We start from the raw sequence: 24,875 nt of genomic DNA on the forward strand, positions 1-24,875 counted from the left end.
TTAATTCGGCAAATACATGTAAATTTGCATGCAAAATTACAAAAAAAATATTAGAAACCTATCATTTTTGGGGAAAAATAAGTATCTTTGCACCAAAAAATAGGTTTATTGAACAATTATAACATAATTATAGGAGAATTTTAAAATGAAAAAGATGAATTTAACTGCAGCAGCGCTTTCTATGCTGCTCATTCTTGGTAGTTGTGGAACCAATCAGAAGACGGGTACTGCCGTTGGTGCCGGTTCTGGTGCTGCCTTGGGTGCACTTGTTGGTGGATTGTTGAACAATAGCCATCGTGGAACAGGTGCTGCAGTGGGTGCTGCCATCGGCGCTGCCGTGGGTGGTACTGCGGGTAACCTGATTGGAAAGCACATGGATAAGGTAAAGGCAGAGGCTGCGGCTGTGAAGAATGCACAGGTATCCACAGTAACAGATGCCAACGGACTGACTGCCGTAAAGGTGACCTTCGATTCTGGTATCCTCTTCCCATTGAACGGTTCTACTCTCAACGCTAATGCCAAGAACGATTTGGCTAAGTTTGCTCAGGTGTTGAAGAACAACAGCGACTGCGAGGTTGCTATCCAGGGTTATACTGATGCTACAGGTTCTGATGCCGTAAACGTTCCTCTGAGTGAGAACCGTGCCAAGGCTGTATACAACTATCTTTCTTCTTGCGGCGTATCTGCAAGTCAGGTAAAGAGCGTACAGGGTCTGGGTTCTTCTAACCCAGTGGTTGCTACCAAGGCTGCATGTGCCCAGAACCGCCGTGTAGAGGTTTATCTCTATGCTAGCCAGGCAATGGTTAACGCTGCCAACAATGGTACTTTGAAGTAAGAATCTTTCTTGCTTCGAAGTTAGGAAAGAAGTAATAAATCGACTTTAAAATTTTTTGTTTTTCAATCTATGGTATTGAAAAAAGTTAGAAATATAATCAAATGGGTGGTGGTGCTGTTTTTCAGCACCACCATTCTTGCTGTAGTAGCCTACCGTTTCATCCCGGTGTATCTCACTCCGCTGATGATTATCCGCTGCTTTCAGCAAGTGGCTGATGGAGAGAGTATTACACTGCATCATCATTGGGTTTCGATGGAGAAAATCTCGCCCCACATGCCTGTGGCGGTGATGGCGAGCGAGGATGCCCGATTCCTGAAGCATCATGGTTTCGACTTTGATGCCATTGAGCATGCGGCAAGAAACAATGCCCATGGTGGCAAGGTGCATGGCGCCAGCACCATCAGTCAGCAGACGGCGAAGAACGTGTTCCTCTGGCCGGGCCGTTCGTGGACGCGCAAGGGCTTCGAGGTATATTTCACCTTCCTCATCGAACTGATGTGGAGCAAGCAGCGCATCATGGAGGTTTATCTCAACAGCATCGAGATGGGTCCCGGAATCTATGGTGTGGATGCCGTGGCGGAGTATCATTTCGACAAGAAGGCGCAGGATCTGTTTCGTGGCGAGTGTGCCCTGATAGCGGCCACGCTGCCTAATCCCCTCAAGTTCAGTTCGCTGCATCCTAGCGCCTACATGAAGAAGCGCCAGCGCCAGATAGAACATCAGATGAAGTTCATCCCTTCCTTCCCGAGAGAAGGCGAGGATTACGACCCGGGTACTGCCGTGGGAGGATATAGGGGGAAGTGATGAGTGATTAGTGATTAATTATTAGTGATTAATTATTAGTGATTAATTATTAGTGAACTGAAGTTTCGCATGTGGTTCAAGTACGGGCTGAAGGCCCAAAAGCTCCTAGCCCAGGGCATCGCCCTGGGTATAATGGCAATCAGCAAGGCGCCCTGTAAGGGCAAAAGCTTTGTTATTGCTAGGTATTTGAAAGCTTTTGCCCTTACAGGGCGACAGTTTTGCGTCCATAAACACCCAGGGCGATGCCCTGGGCTAGGAGCTTCTGCCCTTTCAGGGCGTGTGGGGCTTACTTGCGAAACTTGAGTTAGTGAATATATTTCCGGCTAAATATTGATTAATGGATTTACTGAAAGACTTGAACGAAGCGCAGCAACAGGCTGTGAGTTATATAGATGGACCTTCGCTGGTAATAGCCGGCGCAGGTTCCGGAAAGACGCGTGTGCTTACTTATAAGATTGCCTATCTGCTGCAGCAGGGGATGAAGCCCTGGAGCATCATGGCACTCACCTTTACCAACAAGGCGGCCCGTGAGATGAAGGAGCGTATCGGAAAATTGGTGGGCAACGACCTGGCTCAGCATCTCTACATGGGCACCTTCCACAGCATCTTCTCCCGCATCCTGCGTGCCGAGGCGGAGCATATCGGATTCAACAGCAATTTTACCATCTATGATGAATCCGACTCCCGTTCGCTCATCAAGGCGATTGTGAAGGAGAAGGGGCTGGACGAGAAAACCTACAAGCCGGCTGCCGTGCACGCCAAGATTTCGAAGGCGAAGAACAACCTGATGAGTGCAGAGGCATACGATGCCGATGCCGACATCTTTATGCAGAACAAGCGCAGCAACATGGAGAAGATGGGCGAGGTTTATAAGGAGTATGTGCAGCGGTGCAAGCAGGCGAACGCCATGGATTTCGACGACCTGCTGGTGCTTACCTTCCAGCTCTTCAGAGACCATGAGGAGGTGAGACGAAAGTATGCCGAGAGGTTTGACTTTATCCTGGTGGATGAGTATCAGGATACCAACCATGTGCAGATGTCGATCGTGATGCAGCTGTGCAGGGAGAAGTTGCGCGTGTGTGCCGTGGGCGATGACTCGCAGAGTATCTACAGTTTCCGTGGCGCCAACATCGACAATATCCTCAACTTCCAGCGCCAGTTGCCGGGCACCCGCCTCTTCAAGCTGGAGCAGAACTACCGCAGTACGCAGACCATCGTGGAGGCGGCCAACAGTCTGATTCGCCACAACCGCAACCAGATTCCCAAGGAGGTGTTCAGCCGGAATGCCGAGGGCGAGAAGATACAGTATAAGCCAGCCTACAGCGACAAGGAGGAGGCGCTGATTGTGGCGAAGGACATCAAGCGCATCAAGCGACAGGACGATTGCGGCTATGATGATTTCGCCATTCTCTACCGCACCAATGCCCAGAGCCGAAGCTTCGAGGAGGAGTTCAGAAAGCAGGGCATTCCTTACCGCATCTACGGCGGACTGAGCTTCTACCAGCGCAAGGAAATCAAGGATATCATCGCTTATTTCCGACTGGTGGCGAACCCGGACGATGAGGAGGCTATCAAGCGAATCATCAATTATCCGGCGCGCGGCATCGGTGCTACCACGGTGGCAAAGGTGGCTGCCTGCGCCCACGAGAACCAGGTGAGCATCTGGGAGGTGATTGGCGAGGCGGCGCATTACGGGCTGAACGTGAACAAGGGTACCTTGACAAAGCTGGAGAATTTCCGACTGCTGATCAGTTCGTTCATCGACCGTTCGCATACGCTTGATGTGTATGCCCTGGGCGATGCCATCATCAAGGAGGCGAGAATCAGCGAGGATATCATGCAGGGCAAGGATGCCGACGACCTGGCAAGACAGGAGAACCTGGAGGAGTTCCTGAGCGGTATGCAGACCTTCGTGGCTGAGCGCCAGGAGGAGGGCAGGATGGATGAGACTTTCCTTTCGGATTTCCTGCAGGATGTGGCGTTGCTGACGGATGCCGACAGTGACGGCGAGAAGGATGAGCCGAGGGTTTCGCTGATGACGGTTCATGCGGCGAAGGGTCTGGAGTTTGCTACGGTTTTCGTGGTGGGTTTGGAGGAGAACATTTTCCCGAGTCCGATTGCGGCTACCACTGTGAGGGAGCTGGAGGAGGAGCGCCGCCTGCTGTATGTGGCGATAACCCGTGCCGAGAAGCATTGCATCCTGACGAATGCGCAAAACCGGTTCAGATATGGCAAAATGGAGTTTGACAATCCGAGCCGCTTCATAGAAGAGATTGATCCTGAGTTGATTGAGGGTGAGGAAATGAATTCGAGATCATCATTTGGTGGCTATGGAAGAAGAAGTTCCTATGGTTCAGATAGAAGTTCCGGCAGAGATTCTTATGGTTCAGATGGCGGTTATGGCGGAAGAATGCCGTGGGATTCTAAGTCTGTATCATCGCAGTTTAAGGCAGATCCGAAGCCATCCTATACATCGCCGAAGCCAAAGCCAACTGCATCATTCTCTTCATCATTAAAGCCTGCATCTGCTGCATCATCATCTTCACCAAAACCAGCATCATCCTCTTCTTCTTCTCTTCGAGAAGGATGCAAGATAGAGCATCAGCGTTTCGGCATTGGTGAAGTATTGAAGCTTGAAGGCTCTGGCGAGAATGCCAAGGCAACAGTGGCATTCACCCATGCCGGCACCAAGCAGCTTCTGCTGAAGTTTGCAAAATATACGATTATCGAATAAATCTCTTGGATTTTTTCATAGATTTTCTTCATCGGATTACACGGAGGAATCGGAACATTCTTGCTCTGCGGATTACGCACGGAATTTAAACGGATTTGGCCTTACGGCCATTGGGCTGGCGCGTAATCATTGGCCCAATTGTTGTTATGGACCTCTGTACTCCAACTTTAGGGGGTATCGCCACGACCGTCAGGTCGAGTTTCCGTTTAAAATCCGTGAGTAATCCGAGGAAGGCGGTTAAGGCTCCGTTTATTCCGCGTAATCCGATGAATAATATTTTTTTAAGAACATGAAATTTAATTTAATAATATTTAGGAACAATGAAAACAAAACACTTGAAAATCAGGCTGTTCTCATCTATACTCGTGATGGGAAGCCTCTTGGTAACCGGTTGTTCTGATAGCGACTATGATTTCAACAACATAGACGCTACCATTGGAATCGGTGGAGATGGTTTGGAATTGCCAGCCAGCAATACCGATAACATCAAACTATCTGAAGTGCTCGACCTGGAGGAAAACGGCTCCGTGGTGGCTGATGCCTCTACCGGATTCGACTATGTATTCCGCCAGCAGGGAAATGATGTGGAGGCGGCTCATCCTTACATTAACAGCATCACGGTGGCACGCCGACAGTCAAGCTCCAGTAATATCACGCTTTCGTTCAACTCTTCGGCTCGAAATTCAAGAGCATCAAGAGCTGCAGTCATGCTCCATGGCGAGGGCGACGTGTTTGAATTCTCTTACGAGGGTAACAAGCCTCAGGAGGTGGAAGAACTGACTGCTGCCGAGGTGAGCAGCACCATCAACCTGAAGGTTTCCTTCCAGAACCTGGCTAGCATGGTAGAGAAATTCGACAAGATTACCCTTACCTTCCCATCCTACATGAAACTTGCCGTGGACGGAAAGATGGTTGAGGGCAATACTATCACATTAAATAATGTGTCTACTTCGGAAGATCTGGAGAAGAAGATTGACATCGTGGGACTCGATTTCACCAAGAAGGATGAACTGGGCGAACTGAAAATCGCAAAGACCAACCTTGGCGAGAAGATTCAGCTCACCGGTAAGGTTCACATGGCGGTGGAAACCAGCAACTACTCTTTTTCATCCGGTATCTCATCCGTTTCCATGAAGAACAATCTCTCGATGAGCGATATCAAGATTACCGGCGCTACGGGTAATTTTAACCCAACCATCAACCTGAATACCCTGGGCAATGTTCACATCTCGGGCATTCCAGACTTCCTGAAGGATGGCAACGTGGTGGTGGATCTCTATAATCCGCAAATCTATCTCACACTCAACAGCAACCTCGGTATCGAGGGCTTTGCGGGCGGTACGCTCAAGAGTCTGAAGGATGGCAGGGAAATCGCCAGCGTTGAGGTGCCTGAGTTTGCTGTTAAGGCGAATGGCACTACCCAGGTGGTAATCTGCCGAAATGCTGCGGCAACGGAAGCTGGCAGCGACGTGGAGAAAGTGGAGGTTCCAAATCTTTCAAATCTCGTGAAGACCATGCCTGATGAGATTACCTTCCAGGCAAACGCCAGAGCCAACAATCAGAAGGCGGGTACCTTTAAGTTGGGCTATCATGACTACGAGGTGGCTCCATCTTATAGCATCGATTCGCCTATCGCCTTTGCCGAGGATGCCTGCATCGAATATTCCGATGATTTGGACGGATGGAACGACGATATCAAGGATTTGAACATGGCGGATGGCGCCTATGTCCAGTTGTCTGCCCAGGTAACCAGTTGTGTGCCAGCTTATCTCAACGTGAAGGCAACCCCTGTAGATGTGTACGGAAGAGAGATCAGCAAGGACGAACTGGAAGTGGAGATTACGGGCGAAATCAAGGCTTCTGCCGATGGCACGACCCCAGCTACATCGCCTCTGAGCGTGAAGATTCTGCAGAAGAAAGCAGATGCCTTCAAGAAGCTCGACGGCTTGAAGGTGGTGGTTTCGGGCAAGGCCAAGGGCGAGGGCGGAATTGCCGTTACGGGCGTGGTGCTCAATGCCGAGAAGCATACCTTGAAGTTGAACGACATCAAGATTAAACTGGTAGGAAAGGTGATTGGTGATTTTAATTAAATCGAGAAATCTCTTTCGAAGATGATTTTAATTGAATAACAGTTAAGTAGATGATTATGAAGATTTTATCAAAGAAATATATCCTCTCGGCATCCCTGCTGATGCTGGGTTGCGCAGCGATGGCGCAGAACTTGAACTCTGCCTATTTCACTGAGGGCTATCACTATCGCCACAACCTGAATCCAGCCTTTGGCGATTCATGCAGTTTCATCTCTATCCCGGCTTTGGGAAACATCAGCGTGAATACCCGTGGTAACTTCGGCTATCAGGACGTGGTGATGAAGAATCCGATGTTCGGACAGCCGGGACAGAAGCGAATGACCACCTTCATGAACCCTTACATCTCTACGGGCGATGCGCTGAAGGGTTTCAGCAAGGGCGACAATAAAATTGTGGGCGACGTGAACCTCACCATCCTTGCCGCTGGCTTCAAGGCGTTTGGCGGATACAACACCATCGAACTGAGCGAGAAGACCAGCTTCGGCATGGTGCTTCCTTACGAGCTCTTTGAGTTTGCCAAGAATACGGGCAACCAGAATTACAACATCGGCGACGTGAGTCTGCGTGCCCGTTCCTACGCTGAGCTGGCGCTGGGCCATTCCCATCAGATTAACGAAAAACTGAGAATGGGTGCCAAGTTGAAGTTCCTGCTGGGTGTGGGCGCTGCCGACGTGGATTTGAAGAATGTGCAGGCTAATCTGGCGGGCGCAGACCAGTGGACGCTTTCGGGTGAGGGAACTGCGCAGGTTTCCGTGAAGGGTTTTACTTACAAGAGCAAGGTTTCGGAGTATAACGACCCTAGCCACGTTTCGCCAGACGGCACACAGGGCAAGTATGAGCATGTGGACGATGTGGACGTGGATGGATTCGGACTGAACGGATTCGGCATGGCATTGGATCTGGGTGCTGAATATAAGATTAACGACGACTGGAGGGTGAGTGCTGCCGTGATGGACCTGGGTTTCATCAACTGGAACAACAACATGAAGGCGGTGAATGCCAAGAACCAGTTTGTTTTCAACGGTTTCCATGATACCACTGTGGGCAGCGGTTCGGGCGGAACCCTGGATGACAAGATGGACAGTTACGGCGACCAGCTTTCTGATTTCGCCAATCTGAAGGATATGGGCGATGCCGGAAGCCGTTCTACGGCATTGGCTGCCACCATCAACCTGGGTGCTGAATACACCCTGCCTATGTATAAGAAGCTGTCGTTTGGTGCCCTGAGCAGTACCCGTCTGAACGGTTCCTACACCTGGACCGAGGGTAGAGTGAGTGCCAACTGGAAGCCTCTGAGCTGGCTGGATGGCGGCGTGAACTTCGCCGTGAACAGTTTTTCTACCAGCATGGGTTGGGTGCTGAATATCCATCCTAGCGGCTATAATCTCTTCATCGGCATGGATCATCTTCTGGGCAAGACCAGCAAGGAGTTCATCCCTCTGAGTTCCAACGCCAGCATCGCCATCGGCATGAATGTGGCGTGGGGTGGAGTAAGCCAGAAGAAACTGGAGAAGGAATCGAAGAAAAAGGCTGTAGCCGAGTTGTAATACGAAAGCAGCTGCGACCGAGTTGTAATACGAAAGAAGCCTGTTTAGCAGATTCGCTAAACAGGCTTTCTTATAATGCTTCGTTATCTATAATGCTTCGTCATCCGGCCGCTGAATCAGCGCTGGCGTTTTCAGCTTGGGCAGATGGCGCTTCTTTCTGAGCCATGCAGCTTTGCGCTGCTCGTAATCTTCGCGGTGGCGTTCAAGGAAATTATCTGCCATGATTCTATCAAATAAAATCTATCAAATAAATTCATTCAAATGATGAACTTATTCCTTGAATCGGCTATAAATCACCTTGATCTGCACTGGGCCCGCTGCTACCTTGTTTCCACTCTTATCCAGGGTGTAATCCTTGTTGGCATCATTCGTAGCCTTGATGAGACGCGTAGAAGAGAGCGACATATCGTGGTTGATCTTGGTAACCACCGTAGAGTTGTTGATGGTGCTCGTCTTCAGCGTCACTGGCACCAGCATCACCTTGTTCCAGTTAGGATGCTTGTTCACCCAGTTGGCATTCTTCTTCTCGCCCTCCAGCTTGGCATTATGCATCTTCGTAACCAGGTTACTGATATTATAGAAGGTATAAGCGTTCTTCTTGCTTGTAGAGGCGCTGAAGGTTGCCGTATACGAAGAACGGTTGTCCGTGAGCTTGCTCTGCTCGAAGAAGGCATTCAGGCTATCAGCCTCTACCATCAGAATGGTGGAAGGAGCGCTGAACTGATACTTGCTGTCTTCTACATTATTCATTCTAGGGAATGAGATAGAGGCTGTGTTCAGCGTATCCTTCTCGTGACCCTTGATGATGTCTTCCACTGGCAGCGTTACCTCGGTGAAGATTCCGGCAGGCGACTTGATGAAGGTACACTCCTCGTTGCTGGCCAGCTTCTCCAATGTCTTGGTATCGTTGGTAATCTTGTTGAGCTGAAGTACCTCCTCGGTTCCGTCGAAGCGGTTGTAGGTGTAGCCCGTAACAGTGCTGTCGTTGCCATGAGAATCCTTCACGGTCTTCTGAATCTTCCAGTAGAGCTGCAGCTCGGTGTTCCAGATGTTGGCCACGTTTCCGATACCGCCGGTGTTCTTGATGTAGAATCCAGGGCATACGTTGTTGAGGAAGCGGTAGTTAGACTTGAAGTACTCCGGATGCTCCACGTAGGTGTTCATGATGTAGGTACCGTAGTTCTTGTAGGTCTTTCCGTCTCTTGCCTTGTAAGGCTTGTTGAGATAGATTCTGAACGCCTTGGTAGAGCCCTCGCTCAGGTTGTAGGTGGCGCTGGCAAGTTTGTTGTCCTCGCTAACCCATCCGCCCTTGAAGGCATCATAGTCGGAGTAATATTCCTCGTCTTCCGTCATCGGCTTGCTCATCTCGTATGCCGTCACCTTCATGGGTGCCAGCGAGTCGCCGTAGATGGTTTTGTAGGAAACCAGCAGGAAGCAGGAGTCTGCCTCGATTTTTCCATCGTGTGCATTGCGGATATACTCCAGTGTGTCGAGAGAGAACGATGACAACACGCCCAGCTGGGTCATATAGTCGCCGGTGACGTAGGTACCCGTCTCTGGGTCTTTCACCTTACCTATCATACCCGTATTGTTTCGGCTCAAAACCGGTCCTGAGACTACCGAGCGGGATGTTACGTTGAACACCTTCTGCTGGATAGAGAGGTTGTCCACCTCGTTGGTGACGGACGAACCGATGTTGTCAGTCGTGTCATCGCAGGCGGTGATAGCCATGGCTGCGATGAATAACGCTGTAAATAGTCTTAAAATCTTCATTATCCTTGAAATGTGAATCTATAGTTTCGAGGTATTATTCCTCATCCGGGAACACCTCGTTGATGAATGTCTTGTAGGCATCAGCAAAGTCATCACCTGGATAGTTGAGTACAGGCTTGTTCTTTTCCCCGGCATATTCGAGGAGTTTGACGCCTGCACCGTCTTCACCCTGGATGACACCGTCGCTATAGTCGATGGCCATTTTGCCCAGCTCCGTGAAGTCGAAATTCTCCTTGTAGTCGGCGAGCAGTTCTGCCTTGGCATCGCGATAGTCCACGCACTGCTTGAAGTTGGTTCCCAGTTCGGCCTTCAGCTCGTTGGTATAGAGCGAGAGGATTACCTTCGAGTTTGCGAATGAAGGCTCTTCAGCGTATGCGGTCTTGATATAGAAAGGCACCACGGCGCTCACCCATCCCTGGCATACGATGACGTCTGGCTGCCAGCGAAGCTTCTTCACTGTTTCCAAAACGCCACGTGCGAAGAAGATAGCTCTCTCGCCGTTGTCTGCATATTCCACTCCCTGTTCATCGGCTGCCATCTGTCGGCGGTTGAAGTAATCTTCGTTGTCGATGAAATAAATCTGCTGTCGTGTTGTTGGTATAGATGCAACCTTGATGATCAGCGGGTGGTCTGTATCATCGATGATAAGGTTCATACCAGACAGGCGAATAACCTCGTGCAGCTGGCCGCGACGCTCGTTGATGGTGCCCCATTTAGGCATAAAGGTGCGAATCTCAAAACCTGCTTCCTGCATCTTCTGAGGTAATTCGCGTCCCATGATGGACATGTGGGTCTCGGCTACGTATGGGTCGATCTCCTGATTGATAAATAATACTTTCTTTGCCATAAAATTTAAATTTTATTCTTACGAATTAGGTGCAAAGGTACAAAAAAATATCCGAAAAGTGGCATTTTTGCTCTGAAATTCAATAATTTCGGCAATAATTCGCATATTTTTAGGTTTTTTCTTTCTTATTTGAGAAAAAAGTTGTTATTTTGCACCCCGTAACAGATTAAGAAGATGAAAGTATTCAATAAGATTGTTGACCTCCAGAGCGAACTTGACCAGTGTCGCAAGGAGGGAAAGGAGATTGGCCTTGTGCCTACAATGGGTGCGCTTCACGAGGGTCACGCCTCGTTGGTAAAGCGAAGTGTGAAAGAAAATGGTGCTACGGTGGTTTCGGTGTTCCTGAATCCTACACAGTTTAACGACAAGGGTGACCTGGACCGCTATCCTCGTACCCTGGATGCCGACTGCAAGCTGGTGGAGGCGTGTGGTGCCGACTATGTGTTTGCGCCTTCGGTGGAGGAGGTGTATCCTACTCCTGACACCCGTCATTTTGAGTTTCCACCGGTGAGCACGGTGATGGAGGGTGCCAAGCGCCCGGGTCACTTCAACGGTGTGTGCCAGGTGGTGAGCCGCCTGTTTGACATCGTGAACCCAACCCGTGCCTATTTCGGCGAGAAGGACTGGCAGCAGATTGCCGTGATCAAGCAGCTGGTGAAGTTCATGGGCAGCAGCGTGAAGATTGTGGAGTGTCCTATCATCCGTGATGAGGACGGCTTGGCAAAGAGTAGCCGCAACACCCTGCTGGCTGCCGACGAGCGTGCCATCGCTCCTGCTATCTTCAAGGCTTTGAAGGCGAGCGTGGAGTATGCCAAGGATCACAGTGTGAAGGAGACTCACGACAAGGTGGTGAACGAAATCAACGCCGTGGACGGACTGGAGGTGGAGTATTTCCAGATTGTGGATGGCGACAGCCTGCAGGATGTGGCTTCATGGGATGAGAGTGATTATGTGGTAGGTTGCATCACCGTTTACTGCGGCAAGACTCCTATCCGCCTGATTGACCATATCAAGTATAAGGGATAAAAAATAGTATTATAAAATAGTATTATATAGTATTATGCAGATTGAAGTATTGAAGAGTAAGCTCCATTGTGTGACTGTGACTGAGGCGAATCTGAACTACATGGGCAGCATCACGATAGATGAGGACTTGATGGACGCAGCTAATCTGATAGCAGGCGAGAAGGTGCAGATTGTGGATAACAACAATGGTGAGCGCCTGGAGACCTATATCATCAAGGGTGAGCGTGGCAGCGGCTGCATCTGTCTGAACGGTGCTGCGGCACGCAAGGTTCAGGTGGGTGACACGGTGATTATCATCGCCTATGCCCTGATGGACTTTGAGGAGGCAAAGACCTTCAAGCCTACCGTGGTTTTCCCTAAAGAGGGAAACAAGGTATAGGATTCTATTCAATGGAAAATGATAGAAGGTGTGGCAGAAGTGAATATCTCGCTTCTGGCACACCTTCTTTTATGTCACGCAGATTTTTTATGTTTTAGTCGCCGCAGATTTCGCAGGATGCACGCTTCTTCACCTTGATGGTGCGGAAGTTCATCGTCTTGGCATCGAAGGTGAGCAGTCGGTCGGTGAGCAGTTCGCCTACACCGAGGAAGTACTTCAATGCCTCGGCTGCCTGGATGGTTCCGAGCATACCGGCGATGGCTCCCAGAACGCCTGCCTGGCTACTGGTAGGAACAGTGCCTGCTGGAGGTGGTTCCTTGAAGAAGCAACGGTAACATGCCGTGCCTGGCAGGTGGGTAAAGGTCTGGCCCTGGAATCTCAGGATGCCGCCATGCGAGAATGCCTTGCCCAAGCGCACACAGGCATCATTGATGAGGAACTTCGCAGGGAAGTTGTCTGTGGCATCGATGATGAAATCCCATGGCTTGATGATTTCCTCGGCATTGTCTGAGGCGAGGAAAGTATGATATGTTGTCACCTCCACATCAGGATTGATGGCAATCATCTTCTCCTTGGCACTTTCCACCTTAGGAGTGTTCAAGTCCTTGGTCTGGTGGATGACCTGGCGTTGCAGGTTACTGAGGTCAACCACATCGGCGTCCACGATACCGATATGTCCCACGCCAGCCGCAGCGAGGTAGAGGGCTACTGGGGAACCCAAGCCTCCGGCACCAATGATGAGCACCTTGGCATTGAGGAGCTTTTCCTGTCCCTCGAGTCCTACATCCTGAAGGAGGATGTGGCGGCTGTATCTTTCTATCTGTTCTTCTGTTAAATCTATCATTTTATTGTACTTTATGTCTTTTTTCTTTGGTAAAAAAATACTTTGTATAGCAGTTTATGCTCATACAGCAGTATAGAAAAAGGTCGCAAACTATCGTAGCTTGCGACCTTTGATATTCTTTATAAATTCCCGAATCATAAATTCCCGAATCAGGAAGTATAATTCTCAAATTACTCGATAACCACGAGCGCATCCTCTTCGAGCACAGCCTGACCAGGCTTTACGCAGATAGCAGTAACCTTGCCATCCTTCTCAGCCTCGATGTTGTTCTGCATCTTCATAGCCTCGAGAACGACAACAGTGTCACCTGCCTTCACCTCCTGACCAACTGCCACCTCGATGCTGGTAATAGTACCAGGGAGAGGAGCCTTCACAGCGTTGGCTGTGTTTACGTTGGCAGCTGGAGTAGCCTCAGCATCATCAGATGCAGCAGCTGGCTGACCGAGCACTACCTTCTTCTTCTCTGGCTCAGCCTCCTGTTCCATCTCAACCTTGTAAGCTTCGCCATTCACGTTCACGCTTGCGATGTTACCCTCAACACCGTCAATCTGAACCTTATACTCTTTTCCGTCAATTGTATATTTAAACTCTTTCATTTCTATATCTTTATGGTTTAGCTGTTAAACTCAAGAACTTGGCGTTCCACATCGTCTGACGTGGCTTGATAGTGATGATGCCAGGCTCCTTGTCGTGTACGTTATTGCCCTGGTACTCATAGAGTGCCATGGCAATCGCAGCATAAATATTCTTATCCATTTATTCTAATGTTTAATTATATCATTACATTGGCATACAGCCATGCTTCTTAGCTGGCAAGTTCTGACGCTTGGTTGCGAGCTGAGCCAAACCACGGCAGATGCGGAAACGGGTGTTACGTGGCTCGATGACATCATCGATGTAACCATACTGAGCTGCCTGATATGGATTAGCAAACTTGTCAGTATACTCCTGCTCCTTCTCGGCCAGGAATGCCTTCACATCCTCGCCAGCCTCCTTCTTAGCCTTAGCTTCCTTACCACAGAGAACGGCAACGGCACCGCTGGCACCCATTACGGCAATCTCTGAAGATGGCCAAGCGAAGTTCAAGTCGGCACGCAACTGCTTGCAACCCATCACGATGTGGCTACCACCATAGCTCTTACGCAATGTGATAGTAATCTTTGGCACGGTAGCCTCGCCGTAAGCGTAGAGCAACTGTGCACCGTGGAGGATGACAGCGTTGTACTCCTGACCTGTACCTGGCAAGAATCCTGGTACGTCAACCAGAGATACGATAGGAATATTGAAGGCATCGCAGAAACGGACGAAGCGGGCTGCCTTGCGGCTAGCGTTTACATCGAGTACACCTGCGTAAGCTGCTGGCTGGTTGGCTACGATACCAACGCTCTGACCATTGAAGCGGGCGAAACCAGTGATGATGTTCTTGGCGAACTTAGGCTGAACCTCGAAGAACTCACCGTTATCGGTTACGGCGCCGATTACCTTATACATATCGTATGCCTGGTTAGGATCCTCAGGGATAATCTCGTTCAGAGAGTCGTCCATACGGTCGATAGGGTCTGTGCACTCTACGCGTGGAGCCTCTTCTGTATTGTTGCTAGGGATGAAAGAGAGCAGGCTCTTGATCATCTCGATAGCCTCTTCCTCTGTCTTTGCTGCGAAGTGGGTTACACCACTCTTGGTTGCGTGAACAGATGCACCACCAAGGTGCTCTGCATCGATATCCTCACCAGTTACGGTCTTAACCACCTTAGGACCAGTCAGGAACATGTAAGAAGTCTGCTCCTTCATGATGATGAAGTCGGTCAAACCTGGAGAGTACACTGCACCACCGGCGCAAGGACCCATGATTGCAGAAATCTGTGGGATAACACCAGAAGCGAGGATGTTGCGCTCGAAGATCTCACCATAGCCGGCAAGAGCGCAGATACCTTCCTGAATACGAGCACCACCTGAGTCGTTCATGCAGATTACAGGTGCACCCATGGTCATAGCCATATCCATCACCTTGCAGATCTTCTGTGCCATTGTCTCAGAGAGTGAACCACCGTTTACGGTGAAGTCCTGAGCATATACGTAAACCAGGCGGCCTGCTATAGTAGCGCTACCAGCTACCACACCATCACCGAGGTACTGCTTCTTCTCCATGCCGAAGTTAGTGCAACGGTGCAACTTGAACATGTCATACTCCTCGAAGCTACCAGCGTCAACCAACATTTCGATACGCTCACGAGCGGTATATTTGCCACGTGCATGCTGCTTCTCGATGGCCTTCTCGCCACCGCCAAGACGAGCCTGTTCGCGCTTAGCGATCAGCTCCTTAATCTTTTCTACTTGTTTGCTCATAATTGATTATTATGTATTATTTTCTTATTCTTTTAGAATGATTTCCTGAATAAATGGGATGATGGAGTGAACCAACATCGCATAATTCGGGCGCAAAGATACGAAAAAAACCGCAGATAGCGAACTATCTACGGTTAAATATTTAGAATAATGTGAAAAATCACTATTTTCGGGTTCTAAATCTCCCGGCTTTCAGCTATGCGCTCTCAGTTTTTGGCTAGGCACTCTCAGTTTCTGACTCCTTACTTATCAGAATTCTATCAGTACTCGTGCATTGAGCTGTCGGCCCGTTAAGTAATTAGGCACGGCATACTGCTGATTGGTTACATCCGTTACCCAGTAGTAGCTGTTCACATTGTCGATGCCGAAGAGGTTGAGGCAATCCACACCGAGCATCACGCTCTTGAGGAACGTCTTCTTCTCGTGGTGCTTGTTGTCGAGCAGATGATAGCTCATTCCGATATCGGCACGGCGATAGGCGGAAGCACGGAAACTGTTGGTTTCCAATTCTCTATGTGGAGCTGCAAAAGGCAAACCGTCGGCGAAGGCGAGCTTCAGCGACATCTGCCATTTCTTGCTTCCTGGGAAATAGTCGGTGAAATAGAGATTCACCGCATATCGCTGGTCGGTAGGCAATGGGATGCTCTTGCCATTGAGCTTCATCTTCGTATCCATCAGCGAGAGACTGATCCAGGAATCTGTGCCCGGTACAAACTCGCCATAGAGCTTGAAGTCCAAGCCTGCCGCATGGCCGCTACACTCGTTCTGACCATAGTAAACCACCTTCACATTGCTCACGGAGTAAGGCACCAGGTTGTTCAAAGCCTTGTAATATGCCTCAGCCGAGAACTTATATCGCTGGTTGTTCAGCGAGAAGCGATGGTCGTAGCCGGCAATGAAGTGGATGCTTCGCTGACTCTTGATCTTCTGGTTGAGCGTTGCCACGGTGATGCCGTTGACGGTGGATGTATCTCTAAGTTCCTTGAAGAATGGAGCCTGATAGTAGAGGCCTGCCGCGAAGCGGAGCGTGGTGTTCTCGTGGTAAGCCGGAATGATGGCGAGGGAGACACGAGGACTGAAGATGGTTTCCTGATTGAAGTTCCAGTGGCTCATGCGCACACCATAGTTCAGGGTGTAGTGGGTCTGACCATGTCCCGTGCTGTCGGCTGCGCCACTCGCAAAGCGGTAGGTGTCTTGAATGTAGGTCTCTATACGGTTGGCATTCAGCTCGTTTCTGGCCTTCATCGAATAAACCATGTAGAGGTCCTTGCCGTTGTGCGGAATGCTGTATCCAGCAGAATCTCTCATCTCGTATTCGATGGAGTTCTCTTCGATATGTTCTCGCTTGAAGGTGAATGCTGCCTCCACATCATGCTTCTTTGCCTTGTGCTTCAGCATCAGCTTGCCGCTCATCACTCGGGCTGAGAGATAGTTGCGGGCATGTTCAAAATAGGTTCCTACACCCAGGTTCTCCGAAGTTTCGGTCTGGTCGAGCCAATACTGTCCCTGAATATCATATTTCTCCTGTTCCTTGGTATAGAAGGCACTACCCAGCAGCGAGATGCTGGTGTTGTCGGTGATGTTGCGGGTGATGCCGAGGGTTCCGAAGTAGGTGAGGAAGCGGTCTTTTTCCTGTCCGTCGAAGAACACCTTGAAGCTCTTCACGTTCTCCATCGTTCCGAAAGTGGTCTCGCGGTCGGATGGCTCGAAGTTGTAATGATTATCCGAGATGTATCCGATGAAGTCCAGTTTCCAGCGCTTGTTGGGCTGATAGCTCAGATAAGTCTGGTAGTCGAGATAGTTTGGCTTATACTCGCCCTTGGTCTCCATGGTGCCCAGGAGATAGGAGGTGGTCTTGTATCTTACGCTGTTGAGCCATGACAGTTTCTGGGTTCCCAGCCCCATGTAGGCATCGGCTCCCAGCAGACTGGCTGCTGCGCTTCCTTCCACCACCGGTTTCTTGCCTTTCGCCTTCAGGGTCTTGTAGGTGATATCGAGTGCCGAACTCATCTTGTCGCCATATTTCGCCCCATAGCCTCCGGTGGAGAAGCCAATCTTATCAACCATGTAAGGGTTGATGACGGAGAGACCTTCCTGCTGACCGCTTCTGACGAGGAACGGGCGATAGACTTCCACATTATTTATATATACGGAATTTTCGTCGAAGGCACCGCCACGTACGTTGTATTGCGAAGAAAGTTCGCTATGGGTACTTACGCCTGCCTGTTGCTGGATGATACCCTCCACGGTGTTTCCGCTAGCCGAAGGAGCCATCTTGATATCCTTGATCTTGATTTCCTGGGTCTGGTCGGTCTGGATTTTCTCGCCTGTTACGTTCACCTCGCCGAGCATGGTGGCATCGGCATGGAGCACTATCTGCAGTGTCTGCTTGCCGCGCGGGCGTCGCAGAACTCTCGTTTTCGACTTGTATCCAATCATGGAGAATTTAACTGCCACGCTGTCTGCCGAGTGCAGCCTCATGCTGAACTCTCCCTTCAGGGAGGTGAAAGCCACCTTCCCCTGGCTCAATACCGAGACGGTAACGAGCTCCACAGGGTTGTTGTCATCGTCCATGACTCTACCTTGCAGCGTAAATTCCTGTGCCATCATCTTCAGGGTGGCAAGCAGGCATATTGTAAAAATGATGATTCTCTGTTTCATACCTTATTAAACGCAGAAACGGGCGATTTATTATAAATGCTGGCTAAAGTTCAATAAAAAACCCTTAAGGAAACAAATTGATTCCTTAAGGGCTCCTATTTGATTTTTAATGTGATATTACTTGTTCATAGCGAAGTACAAGCCGCCGTTCATCGCCATGCGAACCTGGTAGAGACCATATTCATCGGCAGAAACGTTCATCTTCTCGCCGTTAGGCAGGCAAGCCTGGATGCTGCCATCCTCGTTGAAACTGAAGAGCTCACGGATATCGCCATCCTTGCTGTATGACCAGCTCTTGTTCTTCTTGTCGAATACGAAGTATGATTTCTCACCCTCTGGGTCGGTAATCTCATAACCGTTCTTCAAGGTCTTGATGGCATAGAGTCTGCCGTCCTTGCCGGTTACGTTCTTGGTCTTGCCCACGTTGGCTACCACCTTGTCGCCTGTCCAGAACTCGATAGTATTGAGCACAAACAAGTCGGCTACCGAGCATACTGCGTAGGCCGGAGAGATAACCAGGAAGATCAATTCGTTGATGAACTTGTTGTCAGTTGCACCCTTGTTCCAGTCGAGCACTTTGTTGGTCAAACCGAAAGAACCGATGCAGGAACTCAAAGTCATGGCGCCTAATGAGACTGCGATGACTGCATTAACCATAATTTTTTTCATTTTCTAATTGTTTAGAGGTTATAAAAAATAGGCTTGCATGCCAAATAATACTAGCATACAAGCCCATGTACTATTTTATTCTGGATGTATAGCCGCTTGAACAGTGTTTGTTCCTGGCTTATTTAGCTGATTCGAATTCGCGCAGGAAGCGGGTGTCGTTCTCTGAGAAGAGACGAAGGTCGCTCACGCGATACTTCAGGTTGGTGATACGCTCTACGCCCATACCGAAGGCATAGCCTGTATAGACATTGCTGTCGATGCCGCAAGCCTCCAGATCGTGAGGGTCAACCATGCCGCAGCCCAAGATTTCAACCCATCCTGTGTGTTTGCAGAAGTTACATCCCTTACCGCCACAGATGTTGCAGGAGATATCCATCTCGGCACTAGGCTCTGTGAATGGGAAGTAGCTAGGACGCAGGCGGATCTTGGTGTCAGCACCAAACATCTCGCGGGCGAAGGTAAGGAGCACCTGCTTCAGGTCGGTGAAGCTTACGTTCTTATCTACATAGAGACCCTCCACCTGGTGGAAGAAGCAGTGGGCACGGGCGCTGATGGCCTCGTTGCGGTATACTCGTCCTGGGCAGAGCACACGGATAGGTGGCTCGTGGGTTTCCATATAGTGAGCCTCGTCGCCAGAAGTATGGCTGCGGAGAATTACATTCTTGGTAACATCGTCGGAGTTGGTCTTCTCGATGAAGAATGTATCCTGCATGTCGCGGGCTGGATGATCGGCAGCGAAGTTAAGCATGGTAAACACGTGCTTGTCGTCATCTACCTCTGGACCCTGATAGAGGGTGAATCCCATGCGGCCGAAGATGTCGATGATCTGATTCTTCACCACGGTCAATGGGTGGCGTGTACCCAGAGCCACTGGGTAAGCAGTACGGGTCAGGTCGATATCATCGCTAGATGACTCGGCTTCTTCCATCTGCTCCTTCAATCCGTTGATCTTGGCAAGTGCAGCCTGCTTCAATTCGTTGATTTTGATACCAACCTCTTTTTTCTGGTCGCCTGGCACATTGCGGAAGTCGACCATGAGGGCGTTGATCTCACCCTTCTTGCTGAGATACTTGATGCGAAGCTGCTCTACCTCCTCAGCGTTCTGGGCTGTGAGGGCATCCACTTCCTTCAAGAGTTCTTCAATTTTCTCTAATAACATATCTTATTAAATTGTCTGTTTACAAATTTGTTGAATTGTCTGTTTGCAAATGAAAAAGCGGGTGATTTGCGTGCCTTTGGGCTTGCAAAACTCACTTATTTGCTTATTTTGAGTGCAAAGATAACATTTTTTGCTTAAAATATGAAATATCTCAAAAGAAAGTTGTACTTTTGCATGGAAAATTTGAGAAATTTTATAAGTTTATGAAGAAACTATCTTTGATAACAGTCATGATGGCGGTGTTTACCATCGTTTGCTTCACCTCTGTGGGATGCACAGACAAGAAGCCTGCACCTGCCATCGATTCGACTGCGGCTGATACAACCGTGGCCGACACACAAGCTATGGACTCAACGGAGAAGATCATCGAGGAGACTCCGATGCCGAAGGCAGCCGATGAGTTGTTTGATGATTTCGTGTTCAATTTTGCGGCAAACCGCAAGTTGCAGATGAGTCGTATCAATTTCCCTCTTCCTGTTTATCACAACGACAAGCTGAAGAAGCAGATTGAGAAGAAACATTGGAGGATGGAGCATTTCTTTATGCGCCAGGACTACTACACGCTCATCTTCGACAACCGCAAGCAGATGAATCTGGTGAAGGATACCACCATCGACCATGTGATTGTAGAGAAGGTGTTCTATCGCAAGAAAGTGGTGCAGCAGTTCCTCTTCAATCGCATCAACGGTCTCTGGATGATGACCAGCATCAACTACAAGCCGATGTATCAGAATATGAATTCCAGCTTCCTGAAGTTCTATGGTGCCTTTGCCACAGATACGGCTTTCCAGGCACGCCATCTGCATAATCCAGTGAAGTTCACCGGTCCTGATCCAGATGATGACTTCAGTACGATGACCGGAGACATCGAGCCTGAGACCTGGCCTGCCTTCGCTCCGCAGTTGCCTCATGGCATGATTTACAACATCATCTATGGTCAGAAATACACCGAGAGCAGCCAGAAAATCTTCGTGATTCGAGGCATTGCCAATGGGCTGGAGACTCAGCTCACCTTCAAGAGAATAGGTGGCAAGTGGCTGCTGATGAAGCTGGAGATGTAGTTCTTTTAAAGTTGATAGTTAAAAGTTAATAGTTGATAGATTAAAGTTGATAGTTAACAGTTAATAGTTTAACCAGATATGAAGGATATTCGTGACTATAGCCTTTTGGCTCACAATACGTTTGGAATTGATGCCAAGTGCAAGCGATTCCTTGAATACTCATCGGTAGAAGAGGCACAGCAGATTGTGGCTGGGCTTACTGATGCTGATAAGCCGCTGCTCATCTTGGGTGGCGGCAGTAATCTCTTGCTTACAGGCGATTACGAGGGCACGGTGCTCCATTCTTCCATCATGGGTATCGAGGTGCTTGGTAATGGCGAGTTGGCTGCTGCAGAGCATGATGATGCCTTGCTGAATCCGGAGTTCGTGTTCCTGCGTTGCGGCAGTGGCGAGGTGTTCGATGATGTGGTGGCTTATGCCGTGGAGCATGGCTATCATGGTGCCGAGAACCTGAGCATCATCCCGGGCGAAGTGGGAGCGAGTGCCGTGCAGAACATCGGAGCCTATGGCGTGGAAGCGAAGGATATTATATATAAGGTGGAAGCCGTGGAGATTGCTACGGGCAGGGTAGTGGTGTTCGATAACCAGGATTGCCATTACTGCTATCGCCAGAGCAAGTTCAAGCACGAGTGGAAGGATAAGTATCTGGTTACCCATGTCGTCTATCGACTTTCCCGGAGCTTTGTGCCTGATCTGGATTACGGCAATATCCGTGCATCCCTGGCTGCCAAGCATATCGAGAATCCTACAGCCCAGCAGCTTCGTGACGTCATCATCGAGATTCGTAACGCCAAGTTGCCAGACCCTAAGGTGCAGGGCAATGCGGGCAGCTTCTTCATGAATCCTATCGTGGAGAAGGTAAAGTATGAGGAGCTGGCTGCGCAATATCCGGGCATGCCTCATTATACCATTGATGAGGAACACGAGAAGATTCCTGCAGGCTGGATGATCGACCAGTGTGGCTGGAAGGGAAAGAGCCTGGGCCGTGCCGGAGTGCACGATAAGCAGGCGCTGGTACTGGTGAATCGTGGTGGTGCCACGGGCGAGGAAATCGTGAACCTCTGCGAAACTATCCGCAAGGATGTGAAGCAGAAGTTTGGCATCGATATTCATCCGGAGGTAAATGTTAAGTGAAAAGTGAAGAACGAAGAGTGAAGAATTCGCGGTTTTTCAGATAAAGATTTGAATATTAATGAAGGTAACTTTATTGGGAACAGGAACATCGAGTGGTGTTCCTGTTTTAGGTTGTAATTGTGAGGTGTGTCGCAGCAAGGATCCGCGCGACAACCGCTTGCGCTGTGCAGCGTTGATAGAAACGGAGAATACCCGAATCCTGATAGATGCGGGACCTGATATCCGCCAGCAGCTCCTGCGTGTGCCTTTCCGCAAGATAGATGGTGTGCTGATTACTCATATCCATTATGATCACGTAGGAGGCATAGATGATTTGCGGGGCTTCTGCGTTTATGGTGATATCAATATCTATGGAGATAAGCTGGTAACGGATTCCTTGCCGCATACCATGCCCTACTGTTTTCCGAAGGAAGCCGAGAAACTCTATCCGGGCGCACCGAAACTGAAGCTACATACCATCAATCCGCATCATACCTATCAGATAGGCGACATCGAGTTCATGCCTATCCGGGTGATGCACGACAAGATGCCTATTCTGGGCTACCGTTTCGGAAAGTTTGCCTATATCACGGATATGAAGTCGATGGACGATGCTGAGTACGCCTATCTGGATGGGGTAGAGACTCTGGTGATCAATGCCCTTAGATTCGATAAGCCGCACCATAGCCATCAGTTGGTAGCTGATGCCATCAAGGTGGCTCGCAGGATAGGGGCTAGGCAAACCTATCTCACCCATGTTACCCATCAGATAGGCTTGCATAATGCAGCCAATGCCCGATTGCCCGAAGGGTTCCAATTTGCCTATGATGGATTGATTCTTTGATAAAAATATAACATTGTGGCTTTTCTTATTCCTGTCTTTAGGATAAGAAAAGCCTTTGTTTTATGGCGAAAAATAAAAAAGCACTACATTTATAGTTAATAAGAATTAAAAGAGTGCACTTTTCTTAGAAAAAGCTTGCAGGGTTCGTATATTATTTCTATATTTGCATGTGTGTTTTTCATAGTATTAGATTTAAGGTTAACAAGGTAATGGGTCACGGCGGTGACCCTTTTTTTATTTCTACCCCTTTGTATGGGCATTTTTTTCCCTTCGGTAAATGCATTTTTCTCCCTTCAGTAAATAAAGTATGGGCATAAAAAATGCGGCCTTTCGAGCCGCACTTCTTATTATAGAGTTCCCTCATTTCCGCTTTGGGATATTTGGAATCTTATTTCTTACCTTTGAATTTCCGATAGAGCTTCCATGCCAGAAGCGCTCCATCGAAAGCTCCCGTTCCAACGGAAATCATGCTCGCTATTCTTCTGCCCCTGCTGGCTTCCTTCGAGAAAGCGTCAGGTTTGGTGAAGAGCGAGTTCCATAGGGTCTTGATCTTCTTGTCGTCAGCCTCAATGCTCTTGCGGAGCGCCTCCTTACGCAGTCTGATGTCGTTGAGGCTCCTGTACTCGATGCAGCTGTCGCCGTCATTCATGTACAGCTCGTTGTTCTCTTGCTCTTTAGTCATCATAATGCTCAGGTATTATTTTTGCATGAGGAGGCTGGCCAGGAATTTCACCAGCGGTTTCTCAATCCATTGATGTCGGAACAGGATGAAGAGAATCAATATCAATAAGTATGCTCCCGCCACGATGCAGAATGCAGGTGCCAAGCCCACATAGTCGGCCAGGGCGAATGCGGCAGCAAACGAAAGATATATCATTGATATGGCAAGCAGGGTGAGCAGCAGAAAGCAGATGGCAATAGCCGTAATCAACCTGACCACCTTATCCACGACATCGAGCTTCATGTACTCCGACTGAAGCCCGATGTAATGCTTGAGCACCTCAACGAGCTGCCCGATGGTTTCTACATTCTTGTCACTAGAAAACATCCTTATCGCCTGATAAAGTTAATTTCTTGCTGTTATACCTCAGGAGCAGCCTCCTTGATGTCGTCAACCAAGTCTTCCACTTCCTTGCGGCTCAACTTGATATCGTGCTTCTTGCAAAAATCATCCACTGCGCCTGCAATCTTGCTGCGTGTATCTGCGCCCTTCTCAGGAGCAAAAATCAAACCAAGTGCTGTACCTGCGAGTGCGCCACCGAGGAATGCACCAATGTAACCTAATGCCTTCATAATTCTTAAGTTTTAAATGTTATACAATTATATAGTTGTTGATAGCCGAAATGCGCCTCAATACCGCCGGGGCATCTGTTGAGCGTGTTTTGCTTATCAACTGCAAATATACTAATATTTCTCCAAAAAACAAGTTTTTAACTCTTAATTTTTCGTTAAAAGTGTTGTTTTACCTTGAGTTTAACAAACTTTATGCAGTAAACCTTTCTTTCTTAGCAAAATATTTTGTATTTTCGCAGAACAAAAGCGAACTATGCCTGTATAACTACCCAAAAAGTGCAGCGTAGCCGCCTATATATAATAAGGTGAAGTAATTAAAGTAACATTTAAACATCAATACATTTTTAAAAAACAATTATGAAGAAATTATCAGTTTTCAGCTTAGGTTTGTGTGCTGTATTGGCACTCGCTAGTTGTGGATCATCTAAGGAAAGTGCTTACAAGAAGGCATACGAGAAGGCTCAGCAGCAGGAGGCTCAGCAGGAGACTCCAGCTCCAGAACCAGTGGTTACTCCATTGGAGACTACTACTCCTGCAGAGAGCACAACAACAGAGGTTGACAATGCTACAGTACGTCAGGAGAACTTGGACCTCATCTCAGGTTCTGGTCTGCAGAACTACAGCGTTGTTGTAGGTTCTTTCTCTCTCAAGGCTAACGCAGAGGGTTTGGCCAGCACATTGAAGAGTGCCGGCTATGATTCTCAGATCGCATACAACAGCGAGCGCAACATGTATCGTGTCATCGCTGCTACATTCGTTGACAAGGCAGGTGCCGTTAAGAGCCGCAACAAGCTTCGCGCAGGCAAGTATCCTGATGCATGGTTGCTCTTGAAGAAGTAATTCTTTTGCG

Annotated in this window: 24 protein-coding genes; 11 read left to right on the forward strand and 13 right to left on the reverse strand. The window is 48.9% G+C overall.

What is annotated here, in order from left to right:
• The first annotated feature begins 145 nt into the window (after positions 1–145).
• The 5 genes from V8Z93_RS07945 to V8Z93_RS07965 all read left to right on the forward strand — a co-directional run bounded on the left by V8Z93_RS07945 (position 146) and on the right by V8Z93_RS07965 (position 8,010).
• Complete coding sequence (locus V8Z93_RS07945) at positions 146–835, forward strand: OmpA family protein (protein ID WP_299334939.1); 690 nt, start codon at positions 146–148, stop codon at positions 833–835.
• A 69-nt stretch (positions 836–904) separates the two neighbouring features.
• Positions 905–1,639, forward strand: a complete 735-nt coding sequence (mtgA, locus tag V8Z93_RS07950) for a monofunctional biosynthetic peptidoglycan transglycosylase (protein WP_439431208.1) — start codon at positions 905–907, stop codon at positions 1,637–1,639.
• A gap of 337 nt (positions 1,640–1,976) precedes the next feature.
• Positions 1,977–4,373: an ATP-dependent helicase gene (locus V8Z93_RS07955; RefSeq protein WP_439431209.1), complete on the forward strand. Its 2,397-nt coding sequence runs from the start codon at positions 1,977–1,979 to the stop codon at positions 4,371–4,373.
• Positions 4,374–4,693: 320 nt separating this feature from the next.
• Positions 4,694–6,463 carry a hypothetical protein gene (locus V8Z93_RS07960; RefSeq protein WP_439431210.1) on the forward strand — a complete coding sequence of 590 codons (1,770 nt, stop codon included), beginning with the start codon at positions 4,694–4,696 and terminating at the stop codon, positions 6,461–6,463.
• A gap of 56 nt (positions 6,464–6,519) precedes the next feature.
• Positions 6,520–8,010 carry a DUF5723 family protein gene (locus V8Z93_RS07965; RefSeq protein WP_439431211.1) on the forward strand — a complete coding sequence of 497 codons (1,491 nt, stop codon included), beginning with the start codon at positions 6,520–6,522 and terminating at the stop codon, positions 8,008–8,010.
• Between the two features lie 87 nt (positions 8,011–8,097).
• On the opposite strand, the gene V8Z93_RS07970 is transcribed toward V8Z93_RS07965, so the two are convergent.
• Genes V8Z93_RS07970 through V8Z93_RS07980 form a run of 3 tightly spaced genes read right to left on the reverse strand, consistent with a single transcriptional unit; the run spans position 8,098 to position 10,630 of the window.
• Positions 8,098–8,232 carry a dehydrogenase gene (locus V8Z93_RS07970; protein WP_439431212.1) on the reverse strand — a complete coding sequence of 45 codons (135 nt, stop codon included), beginning with the start codon at positions 8,230–8,232 and terminating at the stop codon, positions 8,098–8,100.
• A gap of 48 nt (positions 8,233–8,280) precedes the next feature.
• Positions 8,281–9,783: a DUF4270 domain-containing protein gene (locus V8Z93_RS07975; RefSeq protein WP_439431213.1), complete on the reverse strand. Its 1,503-nt coding sequence runs from the start codon at positions 9,781–9,783 to the stop codon at positions 8,281–8,283.
• A 34-nt stretch (positions 9,784–9,817) separates the two neighbouring features.
• Complete coding sequence (locus tag V8Z93_RS07980; protein WP_203041492.1) at positions 9,818–10,630, reverse strand: glycogen/starch synthase; 813 nt, start codon at positions 10,628–10,630, stop codon at positions 9,818–9,820.
• A gap of 174 nt (positions 10,631–10,804) precedes the next feature.
• On the opposite strand from V8Z93_RS07980, the gene panC reads away from it, so the two are divergent.
• Both panC and panD read left to right on the forward strand, forming a co-directional pair.
• Complete coding sequence (gene panC / locus V8Z93_RS07985; RefSeq protein WP_439431214.1) at positions 10,805–11,656, forward strand: pantoate--beta-alanine ligase; 852 nt, start codon at positions 10,805–10,807, stop codon at positions 11,654–11,656.
• A 34-nt stretch (positions 11,657–11,690) separates the two neighbouring features.
• Positions 11,691–12,035: an aspartate 1-decarboxylase gene (gene panD / locus V8Z93_RS07990; RefSeq protein ID WP_117692769.1), complete on the forward strand. Its 345-nt coding sequence runs from the start codon at positions 11,691–11,693 to the stop codon at positions 12,033–12,035.
• A gap of 94 nt (positions 12,036–12,129) precedes the next feature.
• Here the strand turns inward: panD and V8Z93_RS07995 are convergent, their stop codons facing one another.
• The 7 genes from V8Z93_RS07995 to pheS form a co-directional block, all read right to left on the reverse strand.
• Entirely contained in the window at positions 12,130–12,879 is a 750-nt protein-coding gene (locus tag V8Z93_RS07995) for a HesA/MoeB/ThiF family protein (protein WP_203041490.1), read from the reverse strand.
• 170 nt (positions 12,880–13,049) lie between these two features.
• A complete protein-coding gene (locus V8Z93_RS08000; protein ID WP_203041489.1) occupies positions 13,050–13,475 on the reverse strand; it encodes a biotin/lipoyl-containing protein in 426 nt (141 codons plus the stop codon).
• Positions 13,476–13,485: 10 nt separating this feature from the next.
• Entirely contained in the window at positions 13,486–13,635 is a 150-nt protein-coding gene (locus tag V8Z93_RS08005) for a hypothetical protein (RefSeq protein ID WP_176425588.1), read from the reverse strand.
• 24 nt (positions 13,636–13,659) lie between these two features.
• Positions 13,660–15,225, reverse strand: a complete 1,566-nt coding sequence (locus V8Z93_RS08010) for an acyl-CoA carboxylase subunit beta (protein ID WP_203041488.1) — start codon at positions 15,223–15,225, stop codon at positions 13,660–13,662.
• A 249-nt stretch (positions 15,226–15,474) separates the two neighbouring features.
• A complete protein-coding gene (locus V8Z93_RS08015; protein WP_439431215.1) occupies positions 15,475–17,886 on the reverse strand; it encodes a TonB-dependent receptor in 2,412 nt (803 codons plus the stop codon).
• Positions 17,887–18,003: 117 nt separating this feature from the next.
• Positions 18,004–18,555 (reverse strand): DUF3332 domain-containing protein, encoded by a 552-nt coding sequence (locus V8Z93_RS08020; protein WP_439431216.1) that lies wholly within the window; start codon positions 18,553–18,555, stop codon positions 18,004–18,006.
• A gap of 118 nt (positions 18,556–18,673) precedes the next feature.
• Positions 18,674–19,714, reverse strand: coding sequence for a phenylalanine--tRNA ligase subunit alpha (gene pheS / locus V8Z93_RS08025; protein ID WP_203041485.1), 1,041 nt, complete (start codon positions 19,712–19,714; stop codon positions 18,674–18,676).
• 203 nt (positions 19,715–19,917) lie between these two features.
• Here pheS and V8Z93_RS08030 point away from each other — a divergent pair, with 203 nt between their 5' ends.
• The 3 genes from V8Z93_RS08030 (at position 19,918) to V8Z93_RS08040 (ending at position 22,732) form a co-directional block, all read left to right on the forward strand.
• The gene (locus tag V8Z93_RS08030; RefSeq protein WP_439431217.1) at positions 19,918–20,775 is read left to right on the forward strand and encodes a DUF4348 domain-containing protein; all 858 of its coding nucleotides are present in this window, start codon (positions 19,918–19,920) and stop codon (positions 20,773–20,775) included.
• A 78-nt stretch (positions 20,776–20,853) separates the two neighbouring features.
• Positions 20,854–21,909 carry a UDP-N-acetylmuramate dehydrogenase gene (murB, locus tag V8Z93_RS08035; RefSeq protein WP_439431218.1) on the forward strand — a complete coding sequence of 352 codons (1,056 nt, stop codon included), beginning with the start codon at positions 20,854–20,856 and terminating at the stop codon, positions 21,907–21,909.
• 58 nt (positions 21,910–21,967) lie between these two features.
• Positions 21,968–22,732, forward strand: a complete 765-nt coding sequence (locus tag V8Z93_RS08040; RefSeq protein ID WP_439431219.1) for an MBL fold metallo-hydrolase — start codon at positions 21,968–21,970, stop codon at positions 22,730–22,732.
• A gap of 388 nt (positions 22,733–23,120) precedes the next feature.
• Here the strand turns inward: V8Z93_RS08040 and V8Z93_RS08045 are convergent, their stop codons facing one another.
• From V8Z93_RS08045 to V8Z93_RS08055, 3 genes are read right to left on the reverse strand one after another with little or no spacing between them, the layout of a single operon-like run.
• A complete protein-coding gene (locus tag V8Z93_RS08045) occupies positions 23,121–23,417 on the reverse strand; it encodes a hypothetical protein (protein WP_367396549.1) in 297 nt (98 codons plus the stop codon).
• 12 nt (positions 23,418–23,429) lie between these two features.
• Positions 23,430–23,780, reverse strand: coding sequence for a phage holin family protein (locus V8Z93_RS08050; RefSeq protein WP_439431220.1), 351 nt, complete (start codon positions 23,778–23,780; stop codon positions 23,430–23,432).
• Positions 23,781–23,812: 32 nt separating this feature from the next.
• Positions 23,813–24,025, reverse strand: coding sequence for a YtxH domain-containing protein (locus V8Z93_RS08055; protein WP_203038619.1), 213 nt, complete (start codon positions 24,023–24,025; stop codon positions 23,813–23,815).
• 357 nt (positions 24,026–24,382) lie between these two features.
• On the opposite strand from V8Z93_RS08055, the gene V8Z93_RS08060 reads away from it, so the two are divergent.
• Entirely contained in the window at positions 24,383–24,865 is a 483-nt protein-coding gene (locus tag V8Z93_RS08060; RefSeq protein WP_203038621.1) for an SPOR domain-containing protein, read from the forward strand.
• Positions 24,866–24,875: the final 10 nt, after the last annotated feature.

Origin of the sequence: Segatella copri (assembly GCF_051861805.1) — a bacterium.
In the GTDB taxonomy this organism is placed as follows: domain Bacteria; phylum Bacteroidota; class Bacteroidia; order Bacteroidales; family Bacteroidaceae; genus Prevotella; species Prevotella copri_M.

What these genes read in the sequence shown, in the direction of transcription:
- V8Z93_RS08015 (WP_439431215.1), bottom strand. Translation starts at nt 17,886, where the DNA reads ATGAAACAGAGAATCATCATTTTTACAATATGCCTGCTTGCCACCCTG.
- V8Z93_RS07975 (WP_439431213.1), bottom strand. Translation starts at nt 9,783, where the DNA reads ATGAAGATTTTAAGACTATTTACAGCGTTATTCATCGCAGCCATGGCT.
- murB (WP_439431218.1), top strand. Translation starts at nt 20,854, where the DNA reads ATGAAGGATATTCGTGACTATAGCCTTTTGGCTCACAATACGTTTGGA.
- V8Z93_RS07995 (WP_203041490.1), bottom strand. Translation starts at nt 12,879, where the DNA reads ATGATAGATTTAACAGAAGAACAGATAGAAAGATACAGCCGCCACATC.
- V8Z93_RS08030 (WP_439431217.1), top strand. Translation starts at nt 19,918, where the DNA reads ATGAAGAAACTATCTTTGATAACAGTCATGATGGCGGTGTTTACCATC.
- V8Z93_RS08055 (WP_203038619.1), bottom strand. Translation starts at nt 24,025, where the DNA reads ATGAAGGCATTAGGTTACATTGGTGCATTCCTCGGTGGCGCACTCGCA.
- V8Z93_RS07955 (WP_439431209.1), top strand. Translation starts at nt 1,977, where the DNA reads ATGGATTTACTGAAAGACTTGAACGAAGCGCAGCAACAGGCTGTGAGT.
- V8Z93_RS08040 (WP_439431219.1), top strand. Translation starts at nt 21,968, where the DNA reads ATGAAGGTAACTTTATTGGGAACAGGAACATCGAGTGGTGTTCCTGTT.
- V8Z93_RS08060 (WP_203038621.1), top strand. Translation starts at nt 24,383, where the DNA reads ATGAAGAAATTATCAGTTTTCAGCTTAGGTTTGTGTGCTGTATTGGCA.
- panD (WP_117692769.1), top strand. Translation starts at nt 11,691, where the DNA reads ATGCAGATTGAAGTATTGAAGAGTAAGCTCCATTGTGTGACTGTGACT.
- V8Z93_RS08020 (WP_439431216.1), bottom strand. Translation starts at nt 18,555, where the DNA reads ATGAAAAAAATTATGGTTAATGCAGTCATCGCAGTCTCATTAGGCGCC.
- mtgA (WP_439431208.1), top strand. Translation starts at nt 905, where the DNA reads ATGGTATTGAAAAAAGTTAGAAATATAATCAAATGGGTGGTGGTGCTG.
- V8Z93_RS08005 (WP_176425588.1), bottom strand. Translation starts at nt 13,635, where the DNA reads ATGGATAAGAATATTTATGCTGCGATTGCCATGGCACTCTATGAGTAC.
- V8Z93_RS07945 (WP_299334939.1), top strand. Translation starts at nt 146, where the DNA reads ATGAAAAAGATGAATTTAACTGCAGCAGCGCTTTCTATGCTGCTCATT.
- pheS (WP_203041485.1), bottom strand. Translation starts at nt 19,714, where the DNA reads ATGTTATTAGAGAAAATTGAAGAACTCTTGAAGGAAGTGGATGCCCTC.
- V8Z93_RS08000 (WP_203041489.1), bottom strand. Translation starts at nt 13,475, where the DNA reads ATGAAAGAGTTTAAATATACAATTGACGGAAAAGAGTATAAGGTTCAG.
- V8Z93_RS07965 (WP_439431211.1), top strand. Translation starts at nt 6,520, where the DNA reads ATGAAGATTTTATCAAAGAAATATATCCTCTCGGCATCCCTGCTGATG.
- V8Z93_RS08045 (WP_367396549.1), bottom strand. Translation starts at nt 23,417, where the DNA reads ATGATGACTAAAGAGCAAGAGAACAACGAGCTGTACATGAATGACGGC.
- V8Z93_RS07970 (WP_439431212.1), bottom strand. Translation starts at nt 8,232, where the DNA reads ATGGCAGATAATTTCCTTGAACGCCACCGCGAAGATTACGAGCAGCGC.
- panC (WP_439431214.1), top strand. Translation starts at nt 10,805, where the DNA reads ATGAAAGTATTCAATAAGATTGTTGACCTCCAGAGCGAACTTGACCAG.
- V8Z93_RS08010 (WP_203041488.1), bottom strand. Translation starts at nt 15,225, where the DNA reads ATGAGCAAACAAGTAGAAAAGATTAAGGAGCTGATCGCTAAGCGCGAA.
- V8Z93_RS07980 (WP_203041492.1), bottom strand. Translation starts at nt 10,630, where the DNA reads ATGGCAAAGAAAGTATTATTTATCAATCAGGAGATCGACCCATACGTA.
- V8Z93_RS08050 (WP_439431220.1), bottom strand. Translation starts at nt 23,780, where the DNA reads ATGTTTTCTAGTGACAAGAATGTAGAAACCATCGGGCAGCTCGTTGAG.
- V8Z93_RS07960 (WP_439431210.1), top strand. Translation starts at nt 4,694, where the DNA reads ATGAAAACAAAACACTTGAAAATCAGGCTGTTCTCATCTATACTCGTG.